Source organism: Shinella sp. 1A1, assembly GCF_055379515.1.
Map to the genome: position 1 here is coordinate 470,702 of NZ_AP039671.1, position 17,269 is coordinate 487,970.

Consider the following 17,269-nt stretch of genomic DNA (forward strand, 5'->3'; position numbering starts at 1 on the left):
AATTAGGTAGATCCGATGTCGCTTTCAGCAGCAATGAAGACTGCTCAGTCCAGTTTTTCCAACGTAGGCCTGCAATCGGCCGTCGTTTCGAAGAACATTGCCAATGCAAGCAACCCGGCCTACGCGCGCCGTGCGGCGGTTCTCGCCACGGCCGCCTCGGGCGCGACGGTGGTCGAGACCCAGCGTGCCCAGAACGAGGCGCTGCTCAAGCAGAACCTCCTCAGCATCTCCAAGACCGCCGGGCAGGATACGCTGCTCGCCGGTCTCACGCAGATGAAGACGATGCTCGGCGGCGAGGGTTACGAACTCGCCCCGTCCACCTATCTCGCGAAGCTGCGCGACAATCTCCAGGCCTTCGCCGACAAGCCGAACGAGGTCTCGCTCGCCGAGACCGTGGTGGCCGACGCGACCGATGTCGCCAATTCGCTGAACAGCACCTCCGCCGCGCTCCAGAAGCTGCGCGCCGAGGCGGATGCGGATATCGATACGGCGGTGACGGAGCTCAACCGGCTCCTCAAGGAATTCAAGACCTATAACGACAAGGTCAAGCAGAGCACGGCCGCGGGCACGCAGGACAACGACGCGCTCGACCAGCGCGACAAACTCCTGACGCAGATCTCCGAGATTGTCGGCGTCACCACCGTCACCCGCACCAACAACGACCTTGCGCTCTATACCAGCGACGGCACGGTGCTGTTCGAGACGGTGCCGCGCACCGTGAGCTTCGAGGCGACCACCACCTATACGGCGGCCGTCGACGGCAACCAGATCCTGATCGACGGCGTGCCCGTCCAGGCAGGCGCCGGCGGCAACACCAGCGCGCAGGGTTCGCTCGCCGCGCTCCTCCAGCTTCGCGACCATGCCGCGCCGACCTTCCAGAAGCAGCTCGACGAGATGTCGCGCACGCTCGTCTCCATGTTCTCCGAGAATGTCGAGACGCCGCCCGGCTCCGGCACCTTCCTGCCGACGGACGGCCTCTTCACCTGGAGCGGCGTGCCGACGGTCAATTCGCCGGGTCTTGCCGGCGTCATCAAGGTCAATCCGGCGGTGATCACCAGCCAGGGCGGCAATTCTATGCTGCTCAGGGACGGCATCAACGAGACGTTCAACGTCGACAACAATGCGAGCTTCTCGGAGCTCCTGAACGGCTATGCCGCGGCTTTCGAGACGCCGCAGACCTACGACCCGGACGCGGCGATCGACACGACCGGCACGATCCTCGCCTTCTCGACCGGCTCGGTCGGCTGGCTGGAGCAGATCCGCAGCGCCGCGACCACGGCGAGCGACGACAAGAACGCGCTGCTCGGCCGCACCCAGGACGCGTTGCAGAACGTGACGGCGGTCAGCCTCGACGAGGAACTGGCGCTGCTCCTCGATCTGGAGCAATCCTACAAGGCGTCGGCGAAACTGGTTTCGGCGGTGGATGAGATGATCACCGCACTCCTCCAGGCGGCGGGCTAGTCATGAAGGCTTCTTTCGTTTCCAACCTGTCCCTTCAGAACACCATGCGGCTCACCGTCGCAAAGGCTCAGAAGGAGATGCAGCAGCTTCAGGAAGAGACGGTCACCGGTCGCCACGCCGATGTCGGCACCGCGCTTGGCGCCAAGACGGCGCGCACGCTCAACCTGCACCGCGACCTCCAGCGCATGGAATCGCTGAAGAGCACCAATGCGCTCACCACCCAGCGGCTTGCGGCCTCGCAGGAAGCCCTCGGCCAGATGTCGTCCGCGGCGAACGATGCGATGGAGGTGCTGATCGCGCTCTCCGGCATCACCTCGGCCGACCAGCTCGATCTCGCCAAGCAGAATATCGGCAACGCGCTGTCGACCTTCACGGCCGCCGCCAACACGTCCTTCAGCGGTGAATATCTCTTCGCCGGCATCAATTCGGACGTGATTCCGTTCAACGATTATTCGGAAGCGCCGCTCTCTGCCGCCAAGACGACGTTCGACAACGCCTTCTTCGCCCATTTCGGCATCACGCAGACCGACCCGGCCGTCGCCAATATCGCGCCGGCGGACATGCAGGCCTTCATCGACGATCTCGAAACCAGCTTCATGGGTTCGGACTGGGAAGCGGACTGGTCGAACGCCTCTGACGAGAACATGCAGAGCCGCATCAGCGCGGCCGAGACCGTCCAGAGCTCGACCAATACCAATGCGACCGGCATGCGCTACATGGCGCTCGGCCTCGTTATCGGGCAGGAACTGCTGGCACTCGGCATTTCGGAGCAGACGCGCAAGACGGTCAGCGATTCGGCGATCGACTATATGGGTCGGGCGATTTCGGGCATCGACGGCGAGCGCTCCAAGCTCGGCATCTCCGAATCCCGCGTCACGCAGGCCAACACGTCGCTGGACGCCCAGATCACCATCCTGAACACCAGCATCAAGGACATGGAGGGCATCGATACCTACGAGGCCGCGACGCGCGTGACCACGCTCGAGTCGCAGCTTTCGCTCGCCTACACGCTGACGTCGAGGATCCAGAATCTCAGTCTGCTGAACTACCTCTGATGAACCAGAGGGTACGGACACACATGAAGGATGTCTGAATGTACCAGTTTTCCTATGCCGAGATCATGGAGGAGGGCGTCGCCGTCTCGAAGGATCGGGAACGGCAGGTCCTCGAAAGGTCCATCGCGCTGTTGCAGGCCGCGGTGGCTGCCGGGGGCAGTTACGGCAAGGAGGCGGTGGAAGCCGTCTATTACACCCGTCGGGTCTGGATCCGCTTCATCGAGGATCTCGGAAATCCCGAAAACCAGCTCGAGGACGAGATCAGGGCCAATCTCATCTCGATCGCCATCTGGATTCTCAAGGAGATCGAAAGGATACGCAAACGCGAATCCACGAACTTCCAGGGCATCATCGACATTACCACCATCATCAAGGATGGCATCAAATGAAAAGTACGCTGCGTATATCGCTGAAATCCGGTGAGCGCATTTTCGTCAACGGCGCAGTTCTGAGGGTCGACCGCAAGGTCGCCGTCGAGTTCCTCAACGACGTGACCTTCCTTCTGGAAAACCACGTCCTGCAGCCGGAACAGGCCACGACGCCGCTCCGCCAGCTCTATTTCATCGCGCAGATGGCGCTGATCAACCCGGAAGGCGCCGAGCAGTCGATCGCCATGTTCCGCAAGTCGGTCATCATGCTGCTCTCCTGCTTCAAGAACGAGGAAGTGCTGGCCGAGCTGAAGCGCGTCGACGCGCTCGTCACGCAGGGCCGCGCCTTCGAGGCCCTGAAGGCCATCCGCGCCCTCTACCCGATCGAGGATCGCATCCTCAACAACCACGAGATGGCTCCGGCCACCATCGAACAGATCCGCAGGGAGATCGCACCATGGTAGACGCAGTCGGCACCGCGACCTCTTCCGGCTACATTCCCGGCGTCACCGGCGCGGAATCCGGCGGCGACTCCAAGACCGCGACGCTGAACTACGAGAGCTTCCTCAAGCTCCTCGTGGCGCAGATGAAGAACCAGGATCCGACCGAGCCGATGGACGCCACCCAGCAGATGGCGCAGCTTGCGACCTTCTCGCAGGTCGAGCAGACCATCAAGACGAACAAGAACCTGGAAAGCCTGCTCCAGCGCACCTCGCTGCAGGAGGCGAACTCCGTCATCGGCCGCACGGTCACCAGCGACGACGGCAAGGTTTCTGGCGTCGTCAAGGAAGTCACGCTATATAATGACGGTATCGTAGCAACGCTTGAGTCGGGTGAGAAGATCATCGTCGGCCCCGGCGTAACCGTGAAGTGACCCTATCCCGTGAATGAGGCAGACGCCCTCGACATAGCGCAGGCAGCCATCTGGACTGTCATCGTGTCCTCCGGACCGGCCGTGCTCGCGGCCATGGTCGTGGGCGTCGTCATCGCCTTCATCCAGGCGCTGACGCAGGTGCAGGAAATGACCCTCACCTTCGTCCCGAAGATCCTCGCGATCTTCGTCACCATCGCCATTTCCGCGCCCTTCATCGGCGCCCAGATCTCCATCTTCACCGACCTCGTCTTCTCGCGAATACAAAGCGGGTTCTGACGCTTTTCCGCATTCTGCTTTCCTGCATGTCCGACGCGCCGTCGCCACGGCGCGAAGGTGCTGTGCGCCTGGCTGCCCCCGGTCTTCGGCGCCTCACGTTCCGAGCAAGCTTCAAGTGCGATGACCGGAAATATCCAGATCGTCAGGAATTGAATCGCCATCGTTCACGGCTTGATTCAATCTTCAGGGAGTGCCGAATGAACATTCACACCGGTTATGCTGCCGCTTCTCAGCAATACAAGAAAGGTGAATATCTGGGGGCCCTCCGCACGCTCAACAGTTTGCTCGATACGACCCGGGACGCGAGGACATACTCCCTTCTCGCCAAAACCTTCCTGAAGCTCGACATGAAATCCGAGGCGGCGGAAGCCTACGCCCTCGCCGGCCGCGAGGAAGGCAGCAGGAAGGAAGAGAACCTTCGCAATGCCATGCAGCTTCATTTCGAATGCGGCAATGAAGATCAGGTTCTCGTTCTGGCGAGGAACTTCATATCGATCGCCCCGAAGGACCCGGAGATCGCCTATATCATCGCCTCCATCTTCCTGAGGCGAGGCGAGAAGTCCATCCTCCAGGGCCTGCGCAAGCCCCTTCTCGAAAGCAACAATCCCTCGCATATCGCGCTTGCGATGCGCCTCCTTGCCGACGACCCCAGGGACGAGGAGAACCTGAGAACGCTCAAGCGCGCTATCAAGCTCTTCCCGAACCATATCGCCATGCAGCTCTTCTATCTGGTGCATGCGCGCGAATTCGGCGAGTTCGACGACGTGCGGCGTGGCCAGGCGCTCATCGAGAACGAAATCGCGAAGGGCAACCGGGAGGTCGTGCGGAACGACAACCCCTTCCACCATCTGATGTGGTGCGGCGACGAGAGTCTCAACGGAACGGTCGGCTTCTCCGCCAGCGCCTACGATCCGGCCCTGCCGGAGAAACGGCGCAGCATGCCGCATGATTGGTCGGGAAGGAAGATCCGCATCGGCTATCTGTCGAACGATTTCTGGGAGAACCACGCGACGATGAAGCTCGTCGGAAACGTCCTGGAGCAGCACGACAGGGATCGTTTCGAGATCACGCTCTTCTGCTACACCGCCCCGCATCACCTCGAAACCAACAGTTTCGATCGCGGCCGCTGGGGCAAGGTCGTCTCGGTTGCCGACATGTCGAATGCGGAAGCCGCCGCCCTGATCCGCAAGGAGAAGATCGACATCCTCGTCGACCTCAAGGGACATACCAAGGGTACCAGGTCCCATATCCTCAACGAGGCGACCGCGCCGGTCCACGTCGCCTGGCTCGGTTTTCCCGGTACGACCGTCAATGTCGATCTCGACTACGTCATCGGCGACCCGATCGTGCTGCCGGAAGCCTCGCGCCCGCACTATTACGAAAAATTCTGCCGCCTGCCGGAAACCTACCAGCCGAACGACCCCGTCAGCCGCCCGCGCCTGCAGCCGTGCAGCCGCGCCGATTTTGGCCTTCCGGAGGACGCCTTCGTCTTCGCATCCTTCAACGGCAACCGGAAGATCAGCCTGAAGGCGATCGATGCCTGGATCAGCATCCTCAAAAAGACCGAGAATTCCGTCATCTGGATTCTCGGGGCGAACGCGCGTTTCCAGACGAATATCCGCAAGGAATTCGAGAAGAACCGCATCTCGCCCAAGCGGGTCTTCTTCACGACGAAGGTCGGCTACGAAGAGCACATCAATCGGATCCAGGTGGCGGATCTCGGGCTCGACACCTACCCCTATAACGGCCACACGACGACGTCCGAACAGCTCTGGGCCGGCCTGCCGGTCCTGACGCTCAAGGGCACCAACTTCGCGTCGAGGGTGAGCGAAAGCCTCTTGAACGCAATCGGCCTTCCCGAGCTCGTGGCAGCCGACCAGGCCGACTACATCGACATGGCCGTATCGCTCGCCAAGGACCGGACGCGGATCGCCGAATACAAGAAGCGCTTGTCCGACAATCGCTTCCTGAAACCCCTGTTCGACAGCGAACGGTTCTGCCGCCACCTCGAAAAGGCTTACGAGATGATGGCCGACCGCGCCAAGAGCGGGCTCGGGCCCGATCACTTCGACGTCCCCGTCTTGCCGGAGCGGACAACTTCCTTCGGTCGAGATGGAACAACGCTCTAGTATGGGCGCGTGATTTTATTCTGCGGGTAAGCAGTCTTCCTTGCCGGAAATATAAGAGGATGTTCTCAGTGGAAAATCACGAGGAAAAAGACGCGGGGAATGATCCTGACGCGAATTCCAAAATTGAAGCTACGCTGAACTCCATTGTCGAGAACCAGAACTTACAGAATGACATAAGCGTCGAGACCGTAAAAATCATCCAGAAGCTGGTAGGCGATCAACGCGCTTCACTTGATAAGATCGATGCGTTGGAAGAGCTCATCAAGACGGAAAGGGAGGCGATATCCGCTAAGGTCCAGAAAGTAGCGGATGAGAGCATATCGAATTATGTCGCTCATCTCGGAATATTGAAGCAGACATCCAATCTGATATTGCGCCAGACGCGTCGTCCACGGAAGAAGATACGCTGCGTTTTCCTCGTTCATTCGATCCCGATGTGGGATGCCTTAGCAGACGTCTATGCGGCCATGACGCCGGACGATCGCTTCGACCCCATCGTCGTGTCCCTCAATTCCACGCCGCTCGGACGCGGGAAATATACCGGTGAGCAGCAGGTCAGCGATTTTCTGTACAGCCAGAAAATCGCCCATCTGCGCTTCGACATGGTCGATTCCTATCAGGGGCTGGATATTCTCAAGAACCTGCTGCCGGACGTCATCTTCCGCCAGCAGCAATGGGATACACCGCTTCCGCCGGCATTCCACACGCATGAACTGACCTTCGCCCGGATTTGCGTCATTCCTTATGGCACAAATGTCCTTTCGAGTTTTAGCGGCACGGTTCAGACGGAGATATCACCGCTTGCGTTCGACCAGGCATATCACCGGGCCGCCTGGAAAATCTTTTGCGAAACGGAGCTGACCCGGTCCTTCTATCAATCGTTCCACCATTGCGATCCGGCAAAGCTTCACTTGAGCGGGTATCCGAAGCTCAGCAGTCTGGAGAAGGCCAAGGGCAGGGGGCAATGGCCTCTGCAGGAACCGAATGGCCGGGCCTTTCGTGTGATCTGGGCGCCGCATTATTCTCTTGGCGGAAGCGGCACTGGCTTTGGTGTTTTCAACGTCATCTACAAGGATATGCTCGACTGGGCCAAGCAGCATCAGGATATCCATTTCGTACTGAAGCCCCATCCTGCACTTTTCAATGGCGTCCTCTCAGTTGAGGATGTGAATTTCTTCAAGAAGATGTGGTTGTCACTTCCCAACTGCGCGATTGAGGAACAGCTATACGGTGAATTGTTCGATGCCTCGGATATGATGATCACAGATGGCGTCTCGTTCCTGACCGAATACCATGTCTTCAAGAAGCCGCTCGTGTTCTTTGATTCCGGGAAGCACGTTCCATTCAATCCGCTTGGCAAGCTGGCCGAAACTTGCGCTCATAAAGTCAATACTTTCAAGGAGATGAAGCGGGCCGTGATCGAATATAAGAACGGCAGGCAATGGGACAAGGTGGAGGAGGTAGAGCGACTTCTCGATGTACTGGTCCCACGAGATACAAATCCGGCAGCCTTCATTCTGGACACCATCAGTGACTCCATCGACGAAGAGGGGAGGGGCAATTGATTCAAGGAAATGCCGTGCAGAGCATAAGCCGTGCCTTTCTGGAGGATGACGGCTTCATCGTCCAGGATCGAAGCGCGTTTCCTGCGCATGCGGCTGGAACCTGCTACGCCTTCGATCTCGACGGAACGGTTACCCGCGAGGAGCTCCTGCCGCTGATTGCCATGGAGTTGGGTCTGGAAACCGAGATCGCACTTTTGACCCGGTTGACAATGGATGGAATGATTCCGTTCGAGGATTCATTCCGGCTCCGTTTTGCGCTTCTCCGAACTGCTGGACTGGAGCGTATACAGTCGATCGTTGCCGAGGTCGAACTGGATCCGTTTATCGCCGAGTTCATTCGTAAAAACCGTGATCGCTGCTTTGTCGTCACCGGCAATCTGGACATCTGGATCGCTCCGTTGATGGAGAAGCTTGGATGCGGATACTTTGCCTCCACGGCCATGCTGGATGGGGGAAGGGTGACCGGCCTCCGCGAGGTCATGCGCAAGAGTGCGCCGGCCCTACAATTGAAAGAACGGTTTGAGCGGGTCATCGCAGTCGGCGATGGCTTTAATGACATCCCGATGTTCGATGTTGCCGATATCGGTGTGGCATTCCAGGGAATTCACACCGCTCCGGATGCGCTCGTTTCCGTCTCGAACTATGTCGCCCTTGATGGAAGATCATTATGTCGCCTGTTAAGCACGCTGTAATCGCAGCCGCGGGACTGGGATCCCGGCTCGGTCATGGAAAACCCAAATGCCTGGTCGAAATCGAAGGGGTCACCATCCTGGCCCAGCTTCTTTCACGGCTTTCCGACGTGGAGGACGTAAGGGTCGTCGTCGGCTTTGAAGAGAAAGCCGTGATGGCGGAGCTCAAGCGCATCCGGCCGGATGCCATCGCTGTCCGCAACCCAAATTTCCGCTCGACGACCACGCTGCACAGCTATGCCGCCGGCGCAAAATTCCTGGAGGGCGACTGCCTGTTCCTGGATGGCGATCTTCTCCTTGAGCCGGAGAGTTTCAGGCGTTTTATGGATTCGTGCAGGCCGAATGCGCCGAGGCTGGGCATCACAAAGACAAAGACACGGGATGCCGTCTATGTCACGATCAAGGATGAGAAGGTGACGGCGTTCGATAGACTTGGCCCTGCCGAGTTCGAATGGGCAAACGTCGCCTGGCTTCCGATCGAATTCTTCAGGAACATTGAAGACACCTCGGTTTACCAGCATCTTGACAAATTTCTTCCGCTGTCAGCACAGGAACTGGTGTCCTACGAAGTCGATACGGAAGAAGAACTTGTTCAGGCGAGAGAAAATGCAGGTCTTTTCGAGCTGCATGGCATGTCTTCTGAACGGCTGTGATCAATTGCGCCACGCCTAACCTGTCTCAATGGGATGGGCGCTCCAATCGTCCATGAACCTTCAATTCGGCGGCGACATCTTCATACTCTCGTTCGGCGTCGTCCCGTAAGGATGGCATGCTTGGTCGTTCAATTGCCTGAGCAGAGGGGCGGGGACGGAATAGAGCAAGATGCCTGTTGTTGCTCAGAACCGAGTTTGCAGCGCCGTCAGCGCAATGTGTACACTCCATCCGAGACAGAGGTCGGTATGAAAACCATCGGCATAATCGGCGGCGCAGGCGTGATTGCCGCGAATAGCTTTCTTCAGAAAGTCGAGACAATCGGTACCAGCAGAGGGGCGTATAGAGACCATCATCACCCCGAAGTCATCATGCTTCACGCAACACAGGCACCGAGTCGAAGTTTGTATCTGGAGGGGCGTGGGCCGAGCTTCATTCCCTCATATGTGGCGGCATGTGAGAAATTGGCGGCGGCAGGAGCCGACCTTATCGCGATGTGCTGCAATACCGCCCACGCTGCCTATTTTGACCTTGCCGAGAAAAGCCCGGTACCGCTCATCAACATGGTGGGAGAAGCGATCCAATCTCTACATATGAGTCAGAGCACCGTCCAGCCAATCGGGCTACTTTGCTCGGATGGCACAAGGGCGGCAAAGGTATACGAAACCCATGCCAAAGCCTTGGGAGTTGAAATGGAATTTGTATATCCGGAGGAATCTGATCAAAAGTCGATCACCAACGTTATCCAGATGATAAAGCGTGGTTGCCACCGCCATTCGACGGAGCCTCATGAGATAGTGGCGAGAGTTGCGTCAAGCCTACGAAAGTCAAGTGCCGGTGAGATCGTATTGGCGTGCACTGAGTTGCATCTGGCGGTTAGCGAAGACTTGTTAAGATTAGATAAGGTTCTCGATACCGTAGATATCCTTGCGCAGGCATGCGTACGATTAAGCGAGGCAACCTATGAGCAGGTATGAGGGCGAGCTTCACAATCTCGATCACGACAAGCAGTTGCGCTTCTTTGAGCGTAGGGCTGAGACTGCGACACCTGATACCGTTCATGCCGCGACCACATTCAGTGAATTCGATGAAGCTGAACAGAGACATGCTGCTGAAGTAAATCAAGTGTGGCCGCTACTTGATTTTGATGGTTCCAGTGTGATCCTGGATATAGGATGCGGTGGCGCACGTTGGTCAAAAACGGCGCTTGCCGATGTCGTGCCCGCGGTCTCTCGTTACGTCGGAGTCGATTTCAGTCCGAAGCTGATATCCTTGGCCAAAGGGCGGGGTTTTGCGGGGAGCTACTTTTACGTGCAGCCTGCAGATGACCTCAACGTATCAATGTTGAAGTCTCACGGCCCATACACGCATTGTATCGTCACCGCCGTTTGTCTTTACATGAACGACTTTTCAGTGGAAGCCATGTTGGCTTCACTCGCAGAAGTAATGCCATCTGGATCATTCTTCTATTGGCGGGAGCCCGTTTCTCTCACCGGAAAAAGATTAACGCTGATCGATGAGTTTAGCCAGAAGATTGGTGATGACTACAATGCTGCTTATCGTACCCCGGCCGAGTACGAAGGCTTTATCTTTCGCTCGGGCGCGTTCGAGTTGCAGGAGGGCAATTTTTTGCAAGATTCTTCTTTCCAGAGGCACGCCACGACGAAGCATCGTTACATGATCATGACGCGGAGATAGTATTACTTTGAGATGCTCCAAATTGCTATTTAGAGGGCATATATTAAAAGGACTTTATAAAAGAAATCAGTGATCCGCTTCCCTTACTGTCTGCCACCCTCGCGCAAGCTTCGCCCTCTATGTCGTCATGTGAAATGGGCGACGCGTGTGATGCGTCGCGGCCTCTCATGACGAGACGGGACGCATTCAGATGGCGCAAGTACCGGCAATCAACCTTCCGAAGGTAAGCCCCAGCGGCCGCGATATCGCGTTCGCCGTCGGCATCCTGACGATCCTGTCGATCCTCTTCCTGCCGATCCCGGCCTTCATGATCGACATCGGCCTTGCCTTCTCGATCGCCTTTTCCGTGCTCATCCTCATGGTGGCGCTGTGGATCCAGCGGCCGCTCGATTTCTCGTCCTTCCCGACGGTCCTCCTCATCGCGACCATGGTGCGCCTCGCGCTCAACATCGCGACCACCCGCGTCATCCTTTCCCACGGCAACGAGGGGCATGATGCGGCGGGCGGCGTCATCGCGGGCTTTGCCAGCCTCGTCATGTCCGGCGACTTCGTCATCGGTATCATCGTCTTCATGATCCTGATCGTGGTGAACTTCATCGTCATCACCAAGGGCGCGACGCGTATCGCCGAAGTCGGCGCGCGCTTCACCCTCGATGCCATCCCCGGCAAGCAGATGTCGATCGACGCCGACCTTTCCGCCGGCCTCATCGACGAGAAGCAGGCGCAGCTCCGCCGCCGCGAGCTGGAGGAGGAAAGCTCCTTCTTCGGCTCGATGGACGGTGCCTCGAAATTCGTGCGCGGCGATGCCATCGCCGGCCTCCTCATCACCGCCATCAACGTCTTCGGCGGCATCATCATCGGTTATTTCCGGCACGGCATGGAGCTCGGCGAGGCGGCGGACGTCTTCGTGAAGCTGTCGGTCGGCGACGGCCTCGTCTCGCAGATTCCCGCCCTCATCGTCTCGCTCGCCGCCGGCCTCATCGTCTCGCGCGGCGGCACGGCAGGCTCCACCGACCAGGCGGTCATCAACCAGCTCTCCGGCTATCCGCGCGCGCTCTTCGTCGCCTCCGGCCTTATGACGCTGCTCGCGGTCATGCCGGGCCTGCCCTTCTTCCCCTTCATGGTCCTCGGCGGCGTCATGGCCTTCGGCGCCTGGATCATCCCGCGCCGTATCGAGGAGGAGAACCGCCTCAAGCGCGAAGCGGAGGCCCAGCAGGTCCAGGCGACGCGCGAGCAGGAGAAGGATTCCGTCAAGTCGGTGCTGAAGACCGCCGAGATCGAGTTGCTGCTCGGCAAGCAGGTCTCCACGCGCCTTCTCGGCGCGCATCAGGAGCTGGCCTTCCGCGTCGGCAAGATGCGCAAGAAGTTCGCCGCGCAATACGGCTTCGTGGTGCCGGAGATCAAGGTGTCCGACGACATCACCATCCCGGACAAGTCCTACCAGATCCGCATCCACGGCACGACGATCGCCTCCAACATCGTGCGCGTCGGCGAAGTGCTGGTCGTCACCGGCGGCGGACGCAAGCCGAGCGTGCCGGGCGACGACATCCGCGAGCCCGCCTTCGGCATGCCGGCCGTCTCGATCCTCGAGACCTTCGCCGACGACCTGCGCCGCGAGGGCTTCCACCCGATCGACAACGTCTCGGTGGTGCTGACGCACCTTTCCGAGGTCATCCGCAACAACCTGCCGCAGCTTCTCTCCTACAAGGACGTGAAGATCCTGATCGAGCGCCTCGATCCGGAATACCGCAAGCTCGCCGACGAGATCTGCTCCTCGCACATGTCCTATTCGGGTCTGCAGGCGGTGCTGAAGCTGCTGCTCGCCGAGCGCGTCTCCATCCGCAACCTGCATCTCATCCTCGAAGCGGTCGCCGAGCTCGCTCCGCATGTGCGCAAGACAGAGCAGATCGTCGAGCATGTTCGCATCCGCATGGCCCAGCAGATCTGCGGCGACCTTACCGACAACGGCGTGCTGCCGGTGCTGCGCCTCGGCAACAAGTGGGACATGGTCTTCCACCAGGCGCTCAAGCGCGATTCGAAGGGCGAGATCGTCGAGTTCGACATCGATCCGCGCCAGCTCGAGGAGTTTTCCGAGCAGGCGACCCGGGTTATCCGCGAGTTTCTCGACCGCGGCACGCCCTTCGTACTGGTCACGTCGCCCGAATCCCGCTCTTATGTGCGCATGATCATCGAGCGCCTCTTCGCCACATTGCCGGTTCTCTCGCATGTCGAGCTTGCCAAGGGCATCGAGATCAAGATTCTCGGCTCCATTTCATGATCTCGGACCCGCAGGGCACGGTGCTGGCGCTGTTCGCCGCGTTCTGCCGTGTCGGCGGGTGCTTCATGCTCCTGCCGGGCTTTTCCTCCGCGCGCATGCCAATGCAGATCCGCCTGTTCCTGGCGGTCGCCGTGTCCATGGCGGTGCTGCCGCTGATGTGGGACACGATCTATCCGCGCGCCTCCGGCCCGCTCGGCGGCTATCTGACGATGATCACCTTCGAGACGCTGACCGGCGCGGTGATCGGCCTGATCGCCCGCTATTACGTGCTCGGCCTGCAGTTCGCCGGCACCGTGCTGACCATGATGATGGGCTTCAACTCGCCGCCGACGCCGGACGTGCTGGAAGACGCGGCGGAGAACCAGCTGACGAACCTTCTTTCCTTCACCGGCCTGCTGATACTCTTCCTTCTGGATTTCCATCACATCGTCCTTCGGGCGCTGATCGATTCCTACAATGTCATGCCGCTCGGCGGCGGCTTCAATCCGCAGAGTGCGCTCATCACGCTCACCGATACGCTGAGCCAGACCTTCATGATCATGCTGCGGCTCGCCAGCCCGTTCATCCTCTACGGTCTGGTGTTCAACGTCTCCGTCGGCCTCGTCAACAAGCTGGCGCCGCAGATCCCGATCTACTTCATCTCGCTGCCCTTCATCATCATGGGCGGCATGCTGCTGCTGTATTTCGGCGTGTCCTCGCTCCTGGAAATCTTCACCGCCGGCTTCCTGCCGGTCTTCCGGGGAGGCTGACATGGCGCAGAACCGCTCGGACAAGCTCAAGCGGCTGGTGACGGTGCAGCGCCATCTGGAGAAGATGGCGGAGATCGACCTTGCCGGCACCACCCGCCAGCGGCAGGAAGTGGCGGAGACGATGACCGTGGTGGTCGATGCGATCAACTCGCTCGATCCGGTGCACCGCAGCTTCTCGCGGCACTATTCCGGCCAGTACAGCAGGCTCCAGCAGCAGGAGCAGATGCTGGCGAACGTGCAGGAAATGCACGAGATGCGTGTCGTGCGTGAGCGCACCAAGGGCGACCGGATGGAAGACCGCATGAAGGAGGCGCGCGACGCCGAGGACCGCGCGGTCGCGGACGACGCCATCTACGATCTCATCGACCAGCATCTCGCCTACAGGTCGGACGACACGTAGGTCCTTTCGACTATCCGGCCAAATATCCGGAAAGACAGGCGATTTACCGTCCTCTCATCAAGCTTGCGTGAAAATGGATTTGGCGGCCGCCGGCGTCACGGCTTCGTCATCCGCCACCAGCCTCCCGTAAGGTTGAGCAGCGATAGTCGCATCAGGACGATGACGAGGTTTGCCGAAGCAGCCGTGGCAATGGCGCGGGCGGACCGGATGTCCACGATGGTCATGAGGCCGGCGGACCGCCATGAGGACGGGTCCGGCACGCGGGAATCACCTGAAAGGCTTTGAGACGTGGCAATAACTCCCCCCAGCGATCTGGTGCTCGACGTTGTGCGCGCCGCCGATCCGGCACAGGTTCAGGAAGCGCAGGCCAAGCTGAAATCGAACAGGGCCGCCTTTGAGGCGACCAGCCTTGCCGAAGCGGGCGCCGGCTTCCAGGCCGCCGTCGGCATTCTCAATCGGGATACGACTACCGCCAGCCACGCGGCGAGTGCGGGCGTTCAGGCCGTTGGCGGGAAGAATATCCCGGAGCACCTGCGCAAGTTCGAATCCATGGTGCTGCAGAATTTTGTGAAGTCGATGATGCCCGCCGAGAGCGAGGAGCTTTACGGCAAGGGCACGGCCGGCGAGATGTGGCGCGGCATGATGGCCGACCAGCTCGGCGATGCGATCGCCAAGGGCGGCGGTATCGGCATTGCCGAAAGCCTCGCCAAGAAGAGCGGCATCACCACCAATCCGCGGGACAAGGATGTCGACCGCGTCGCCGCCGGCATGGTGCAGACCATGCAGCGCGAGGCCTTTGCCGATCTGACGCCCGGCATCAAGGACGATCACAAGAAATCGCATAAGGTTTAAGCGGAGCATAACAAAATGGAACAGGCGAACAACGAACTCCGGATCCGCACCGTTCTCGGCCGACTCGAGACGATCATCGACAACGAGAACGACAGCATCGGCAGCGACCCGGAATTCGACCTGCCGACGTCGAACGCCCACAAGAGCCGCTGCCTCTATGAGCTCGCCATGCTGACGCGCGACGTACCGCCGGACGAAGTGCCGCCGACCTTCTCCACGCAGCTCGGACGCCTGCGCGAAAAGCTGGCCACCAACGCCCAGCGCATCTCCGCCCATCTGGAAGCCGTGCGCGAGGTCGTCACCATCCTGAAGAATGCCGTGCAGGACCTCGAGGCTGACGGCACCTATTCGCAGGAACAGTTCCGCCTGGGTTACGGCACATGATCAAGCTCGTCGGCACCGGCGTCTGGATACTCGCGATCACGCTCGCCTCGGTCTATTTCTCGCTGAAGATGGCCTCGGCTCCCAAGGTCGACACGGCCGCCGCCGCGCGCGAGGCCGCGATGGAATTCGTCAGCGGCTATACGACCACCGTGCCGGTGATCGGCGAGGGCGGCGTCAGCGGCTACCTGCTGACCAAGCTCGCCTACAAGGCCAACAAGGAGCTTGCCGCCAAGCAGGTCGTACCGCTGCCGGAGATGATCACCGACGAACTCTATACCCTGCTCGTCGGCAAGAAGATGATCGATGTCGGGGCGACCGGCAATTTCGATCTCGACGCCTTCCGCGGCGTGGTGAAGGAGGGGCTGAACCGCCGCTTCGGCGCGGAGGTCATCGCCGAGGTCTATGTCGAGCAGATCGACTATCTCACCACCGCCTCGGTGGAGGACCCGCCGCAGAAGAAGGGCGTGACCCTTTTGAAGGGCGAAGTCCCGACCGTCGAGCAGACACAAAAAAGCGGGCACTGATCCCCGCCATATGGCAATTCCAGCAAAAGTGCGCAGCGGTTTTGCGTCCGGAGTTGCGTAGAAACAAGGAGATAGAGCGTTTTCGCGATTCGGGGAAAAGCGGAAACACTCTAGGAGTGCAGGAAGGCCGGTTCGTCAGATCGAGCCGGCCTTTGCCGTTGCCGCCGGGCCGTGCGCCGGCCTTGGTCGCGCCAGCTTGTGGCGAAGCACATGGCAAAGGAGGAGGGGGGCGGCGAAATCGGGCTTCCGGGCAAGGCGGGCGGTGATGCCCTGCCTGCCGGCGGCCTCGCGATGCCGGGAACCGTCGGCCGGCATGTCGAACAGTCCGCGCACGCTGAGGATGAGCCGCGCATCCCCGGCGCCGACATGGCGGTCGATCCACTTTTCCTGCGCGGGGCTTCCCATCGATACGACGAGGATATCCGCGCGGGCGGCGCGGACGCGGTCCATGATCGCGCCGGATTCTTCCGGGTCGAATGCGCCGTCGGCGATCGGCAGGATGGTGTGCCAGGGGGCATGTCGCTGCAGGTCCCCGGCCGCCTGCTTCAATGTTTCCGAGGTGCCGCCGATCAGGGCGACGCGCATCGGCCTGACGAGATAGGTCAGGAGCGCCGGAACGAAGGCCGTGCCGGTGAAGCGTGCCGGAAAGCGCTTGCCGTGCAGCATGCGCGAGGCCATGTCGATGCCGCTTCCCTCGGGCATGACGATCTGCCGCTCCAGCACGGCGCGGTATTCCGCATCCCATGTCAGGCGATTGGCGTTTCTTGCATCGAGGAAGGCGATGACGTTCTGGCCGAAGGGCATGGTCGCCACTTCCTCGGCAAGCGAGAAACTTTCGGCCCAGCCGAGATCGCAGACCGCAAGGCCGAGTATCTCCCGCTGGGAGGCGACGATGTTGCCCGATGCGAAGGCCATGGCCCGGTTCCCTCATACGACTTTCGGCAATCCCGCTTCGAACGGATTGCTTCGCGGCCGGTCTAGCAAGTCCGGCTGAAGGGCCGTTTAAGGAATTCCGGAAAAGGTGAGGGAAGGTGTTCATCCTTCGCTAACCATGAGGCCAAGGCATTGATGTTGCGTATCATTTCTTCGAGAAAGGCTGCCGCTGCGGTAAAAATCCTCCGGGCGACATGGAACAAAGGCCGGCGGTCTGAGTGGTTTCGCCATGCCGCATAGCGGCTCCCCTCATCGCTGACAGGAAAAATGGCCTCCGGTCGATTTCGTGTGCTCTTCCCGTCGATGGCGCTTGAATTTATGTGTTTTGGACAGCATAGGGCGTTGAGAGGCCATCCCGCCGAACGGCCGCCCCGCTAGGGTGG

Annotated in this window: 20 protein-coding genes; 18 read left to right on the forward strand and 2 right to left on the reverse strand. The window is 59.9% G+C overall.

The window, feature by feature from the left end; translation table 11 throughout:
* Positions 1 to 15: 15 nt before the first annotated feature.
* The 15 genes from flgK (at position 16) to ACZ48C_RS02500 (ending at position 14,193) form a co-directional block, all read left to right on the forward strand.
* Positions 16 to 1,461: a flagellar hook-associated protein FlgK gene (gene flgK / locus ACZ48C_RS02430; protein ID WP_119257697.1), complete on the forward strand. Its 1,446-nt coding sequence runs from the start codon at positions 16 to 18 to the stop codon at positions 1,459 to 1,461.
* A 2-nt stretch (positions 1,462 to 1,463) separates the two neighbouring features.
* Entirely contained in the window at positions 1,464 to 2,516 is a 1,053-nt protein-coding gene (locus ACZ48C_RS02435) for a flagellar hook-associated family protein (protein ID WP_119257698.1), read from the forward strand.
* 38 nt (positions 2,517 to 2,554) lie between these two features.
* The gene (flaF, locus tag ACZ48C_RS02440) at positions 2,555 to 2,905 is read left to right on the forward strand and encodes a flagellar biosynthesis regulator FlaF (protein ID WP_119257699.1); all 351 of its coding nucleotides are present in this window, start codon (positions 2,555 to 2,557) and stop codon (positions 2,903 to 2,905) included.
* Positions 2,902 to 3,348 (forward strand): flagellar biosynthesis repressor FlbT, encoded by a 447-nt coding sequence (flbT, locus tag ACZ48C_RS02445; protein ID WP_119257700.1) that lies wholly within the window; start codon positions 2,902 to 2,904, stop codon positions 3,346 to 3,348. The genes flaF and flbT overlap by 4 nt, the downstream gene beginning before the upstream one ends.
* Entirely contained in the window at positions 3,342 to 3,758 is a 417-nt protein-coding gene (gene flgD, locus ACZ48C_RS02450) for a flagellar hook assembly protein FlgD (protein WP_119257701.1), read from the forward strand. The genes flbT and flgD overlap by 7 nt, the downstream gene beginning before the upstream one ends.
* Positions 3,759 to 3,767: 9 nt before the next feature.
* A complete protein-coding gene (gene fliQ, locus ACZ48C_RS02455; protein ID WP_119257702.1) occupies positions 3,768 to 4,034 on the forward strand; it encodes a flagellar biosynthesis protein FliQ in 267 nt (88 codons plus the stop codon).
* A 197-nt stretch (positions 4,035 to 4,231) separates the two neighbouring features.
* On the forward strand, positions 4,232 to 6,163 hold the full coding sequence (locus tag ACZ48C_RS02460; protein WP_464782076.1) for an O-linked N-acetylglucosamine transferase, SPINDLY family protein: 1,932 nt from the start codon (positions 4,232 to 4,234) through the stop codon (positions 6,161 to 6,163).
* A 68-nt stretch (positions 6,164 to 6,231) separates the two neighbouring features.
* A complete protein-coding gene (locus tag ACZ48C_RS02465; protein WP_464782077.1) occupies positions 6,232 to 7,728 on the forward strand; it encodes a CDP-glycerol glycerophosphotransferase family protein in 1,497 nt (498 codons plus the stop codon).
* Between the two features lie 14 nt (positions 7,729 to 7,742).
* Positions 7,743 to 8,420, forward strand: coding sequence for an HAD-IB family phosphatase (locus tag ACZ48C_RS02470; protein ID WP_464782078.1), 678 nt, complete (start codon positions 7,743 to 7,745; stop codon positions 8,418 to 8,420).
* On the forward strand, positions 8,396 to 9,070 hold the full coding sequence (locus ACZ48C_RS02475) for an NTP transferase domain-containing protein (protein WP_464782079.1): 675 nt from the start codon (positions 8,396 to 8,398) through the stop codon (positions 9,068 to 9,070). Before ACZ48C_RS02470 ends, ACZ48C_RS02475 begins: the two co-directional genes overlap by 25 nt.
* Positions 9,071 to 9,316: 246 nt before the next feature.
* Entirely contained in the window at positions 9,317 to 10,045 is a 729-nt protein-coding gene (locus ACZ48C_RS02480; RefSeq protein ID WP_464782080.1) for an aspartate/glutamate racemase family protein, read from the forward strand.
* Positions 10,032 to 10,766, forward strand: coding sequence for a class I SAM-dependent methyltransferase (locus tag ACZ48C_RS02485; RefSeq protein WP_464782081.1), 735 nt, complete (start codon positions 10,032 to 10,034; stop codon positions 10,764 to 10,766). Before ACZ48C_RS02480 ends, ACZ48C_RS02485 begins: the two co-directional genes overlap by 14 nt.
* Before the next feature lie 190 nt (positions 10,767 to 10,956).
* Positions 10,957 to 13,044, forward strand: coding sequence for a flagellar biosynthesis protein FlhA (flhA, locus tag ACZ48C_RS02490; protein ID WP_464782082.1), 2,088 nt, complete (start codon positions 10,957 to 10,959; stop codon positions 13,042 to 13,044).
* Positions 13,041 to 13,793: a flagellar biosynthetic protein FliR gene (gene fliR / locus ACZ48C_RS02495; protein ID WP_464782083.1), complete on the forward strand. Its 753-nt coding sequence runs from the start codon at positions 13,041 to 13,043 to the stop codon at positions 13,791 to 13,793. The genes flhA and fliR overlap by 4 nt, the downstream gene beginning before the upstream one ends.
* Before the next feature lies 1 nt (position 13,794).
* Positions 13,795 to 14,193, forward strand: coding sequence for a hypothetical protein (locus tag ACZ48C_RS02500; protein WP_454630907.1), 399 nt, complete (start codon positions 13,795 to 13,797; stop codon positions 14,191 to 14,193).
* A 95-nt stretch (positions 14,194 to 14,288) separates the two neighbouring features.
* On the opposite strand, the gene ACZ48C_RS02505 is transcribed toward ACZ48C_RS02500, so the two are convergent.
* Positions 14,289 to 14,417, reverse strand: coding sequence for a hypothetical protein (locus ACZ48C_RS02505; RefSeq protein WP_281048104.1), 129 nt, complete (start codon positions 14,415 to 14,417; stop codon positions 14,289 to 14,291).
* A 64-nt stretch (positions 14,418 to 14,481) separates the two neighbouring features.
* Between ACZ48C_RS02505 and ACZ48C_RS02510 the strand changes: the two genes are divergently transcribed.
* The 3 genes from ACZ48C_RS02510 to ACZ48C_RS02520 are packed head-to-tail and all read left to right on the forward strand — an operon-like array spanning position 14,482 to position 15,953.
* Positions 14,482 to 15,045: a rod-binding protein gene (locus ACZ48C_RS02510; RefSeq protein WP_119257718.1), complete on the forward strand. Its 564-nt coding sequence runs from the start codon at positions 14,482 to 14,484 to the stop codon at positions 15,043 to 15,045.
* 15 nt (positions 15,046 to 15,060) lie between these two features.
* The gene (locus ACZ48C_RS02515) at positions 15,061 to 15,429 is read left to right on the forward strand and encodes a hypothetical protein (protein ID WP_119257719.1); all 369 of its coding nucleotides are present in this window, start codon (positions 15,061 to 15,063) and stop codon (positions 15,427 to 15,429) included.
* On the forward strand, positions 15,426 to 15,953 hold the full coding sequence (locus ACZ48C_RS02520; RefSeq protein ID WP_119257720.1) for a hypothetical protein: 528 nt from the start codon (positions 15,426 to 15,428) through the stop codon (positions 15,951 to 15,953). Before ACZ48C_RS02515 ends, ACZ48C_RS02520 begins: the two co-directional genes overlap by 4 nt.
* 135 nt (positions 15,954 to 16,088) lie before the next feature.
* Here the strand turns inward: ACZ48C_RS02520 and ACZ48C_RS02525 are convergent, their stop codons facing one another.
* Positions 16,089 to 16,868, reverse strand: coding sequence for a WecB/TagA/CpsF family glycosyltransferase (locus ACZ48C_RS02525; protein ID WP_464782084.1), 780 nt, complete (start codon positions 16,866 to 16,868; stop codon positions 16,089 to 16,091).
* Positions 16,869 to 17,269: the final 401 nt, after the last annotated feature.

Coding starts and splice junctions, on each gene's coding strand:
- flgK (WP_119257697.1), top strand. CDS start 16: ATGTCGCTTTCAGCAGCAATGAAGACTGCTCAGTCCAGTTTTTCCAAC.
- ACZ48C_RS02435 (WP_119257698.1), top strand. CDS start 1,464: ATGAAGGCTTCTTTCGTTTCCAACCTGTCCCTTCAGAACACCATGCGG.
- flaF (WP_119257699.1), top strand. CDS start 2,555: ATGTACCAGTTTTCCTATGCCGAGATCATGGAGGAGGGCGTCGCCGTC.
- flbT (WP_119257700.1), top strand. CDS start 2,902: ATGAAAAGTACGCTGCGTATATCGCTGAAATCCGGTGAGCGCATTTTC.
- flgD (WP_119257701.1), top strand. CDS start 3,342: ATGGTAGACGCAGTCGGCACCGCGACCTCTTCCGGCTACATTCCCGGC.
- ACZ48C_RS02460 (WP_464782076.1), top strand. CDS start 4,232: ATGAACATTCACACCGGTTATGCTGCCGCTTCTCAGCAATACAAGAAA.
- ACZ48C_RS02475 (WP_464782079.1), top strand. CDS start 8,396: ATGTCGCCTGTTAAGCACGCTGTAATCGCAGCCGCGGGACTGGGATCC.
- ACZ48C_RS02480 (WP_464782080.1), top strand. CDS start 9,317: ATGAAAACCATCGGCATAATCGGCGGCGCAGGCGTGATTGCCGCGAAT.
- ACZ48C_RS02485 (WP_464782081.1), top strand. CDS start 10,032: ATGAGCAGGTATGAGGGCGAGCTTCACAATCTCGATCACGACAAGCAG.
- flhA (WP_464782082.1), top strand. CDS start 10,957: ATGGCGCAAGTACCGGCAATCAACCTTCCGAAGGTAAGCCCCAGCGGC.
- fliR (WP_464782083.1), top strand. CDS start 13,041: ATGATCTCGGACCCGCAGGGCACGGTGCTGGCGCTGTTCGCCGCGTTC.
- ACZ48C_RS02500 (WP_454630907.1), top strand. CDS start 13,795: ATGGCGCAGAACCGCTCGGACAAGCTCAAGCGGCTGGTGACGGTGCAG.
- ACZ48C_RS02505 (WP_281048104.1), bottom strand. CDS start 14,417: ATGACCATCGTGGACATCCGGTCCGCCCGCGCCATTGCCACGGCTGCT.
- ACZ48C_RS02515 (WP_119257719.1), top strand. CDS start 15,061: ATGGAACAGGCGAACAACGAACTCCGGATCCGCACCGTTCTCGGCCGA.
- ACZ48C_RS02520 (WP_119257720.1), top strand. CDS start 15,426: ATGATCAAGCTCGTCGGCACCGGCGTCTGGATACTCGCGATCACGCTC.
- ACZ48C_RS02525 (WP_464782084.1), bottom strand. CDS start 16,868: ATGGCCTTCGCATCGGGCAACATCGTCGCCTCCCAGCGGGAGATACTC.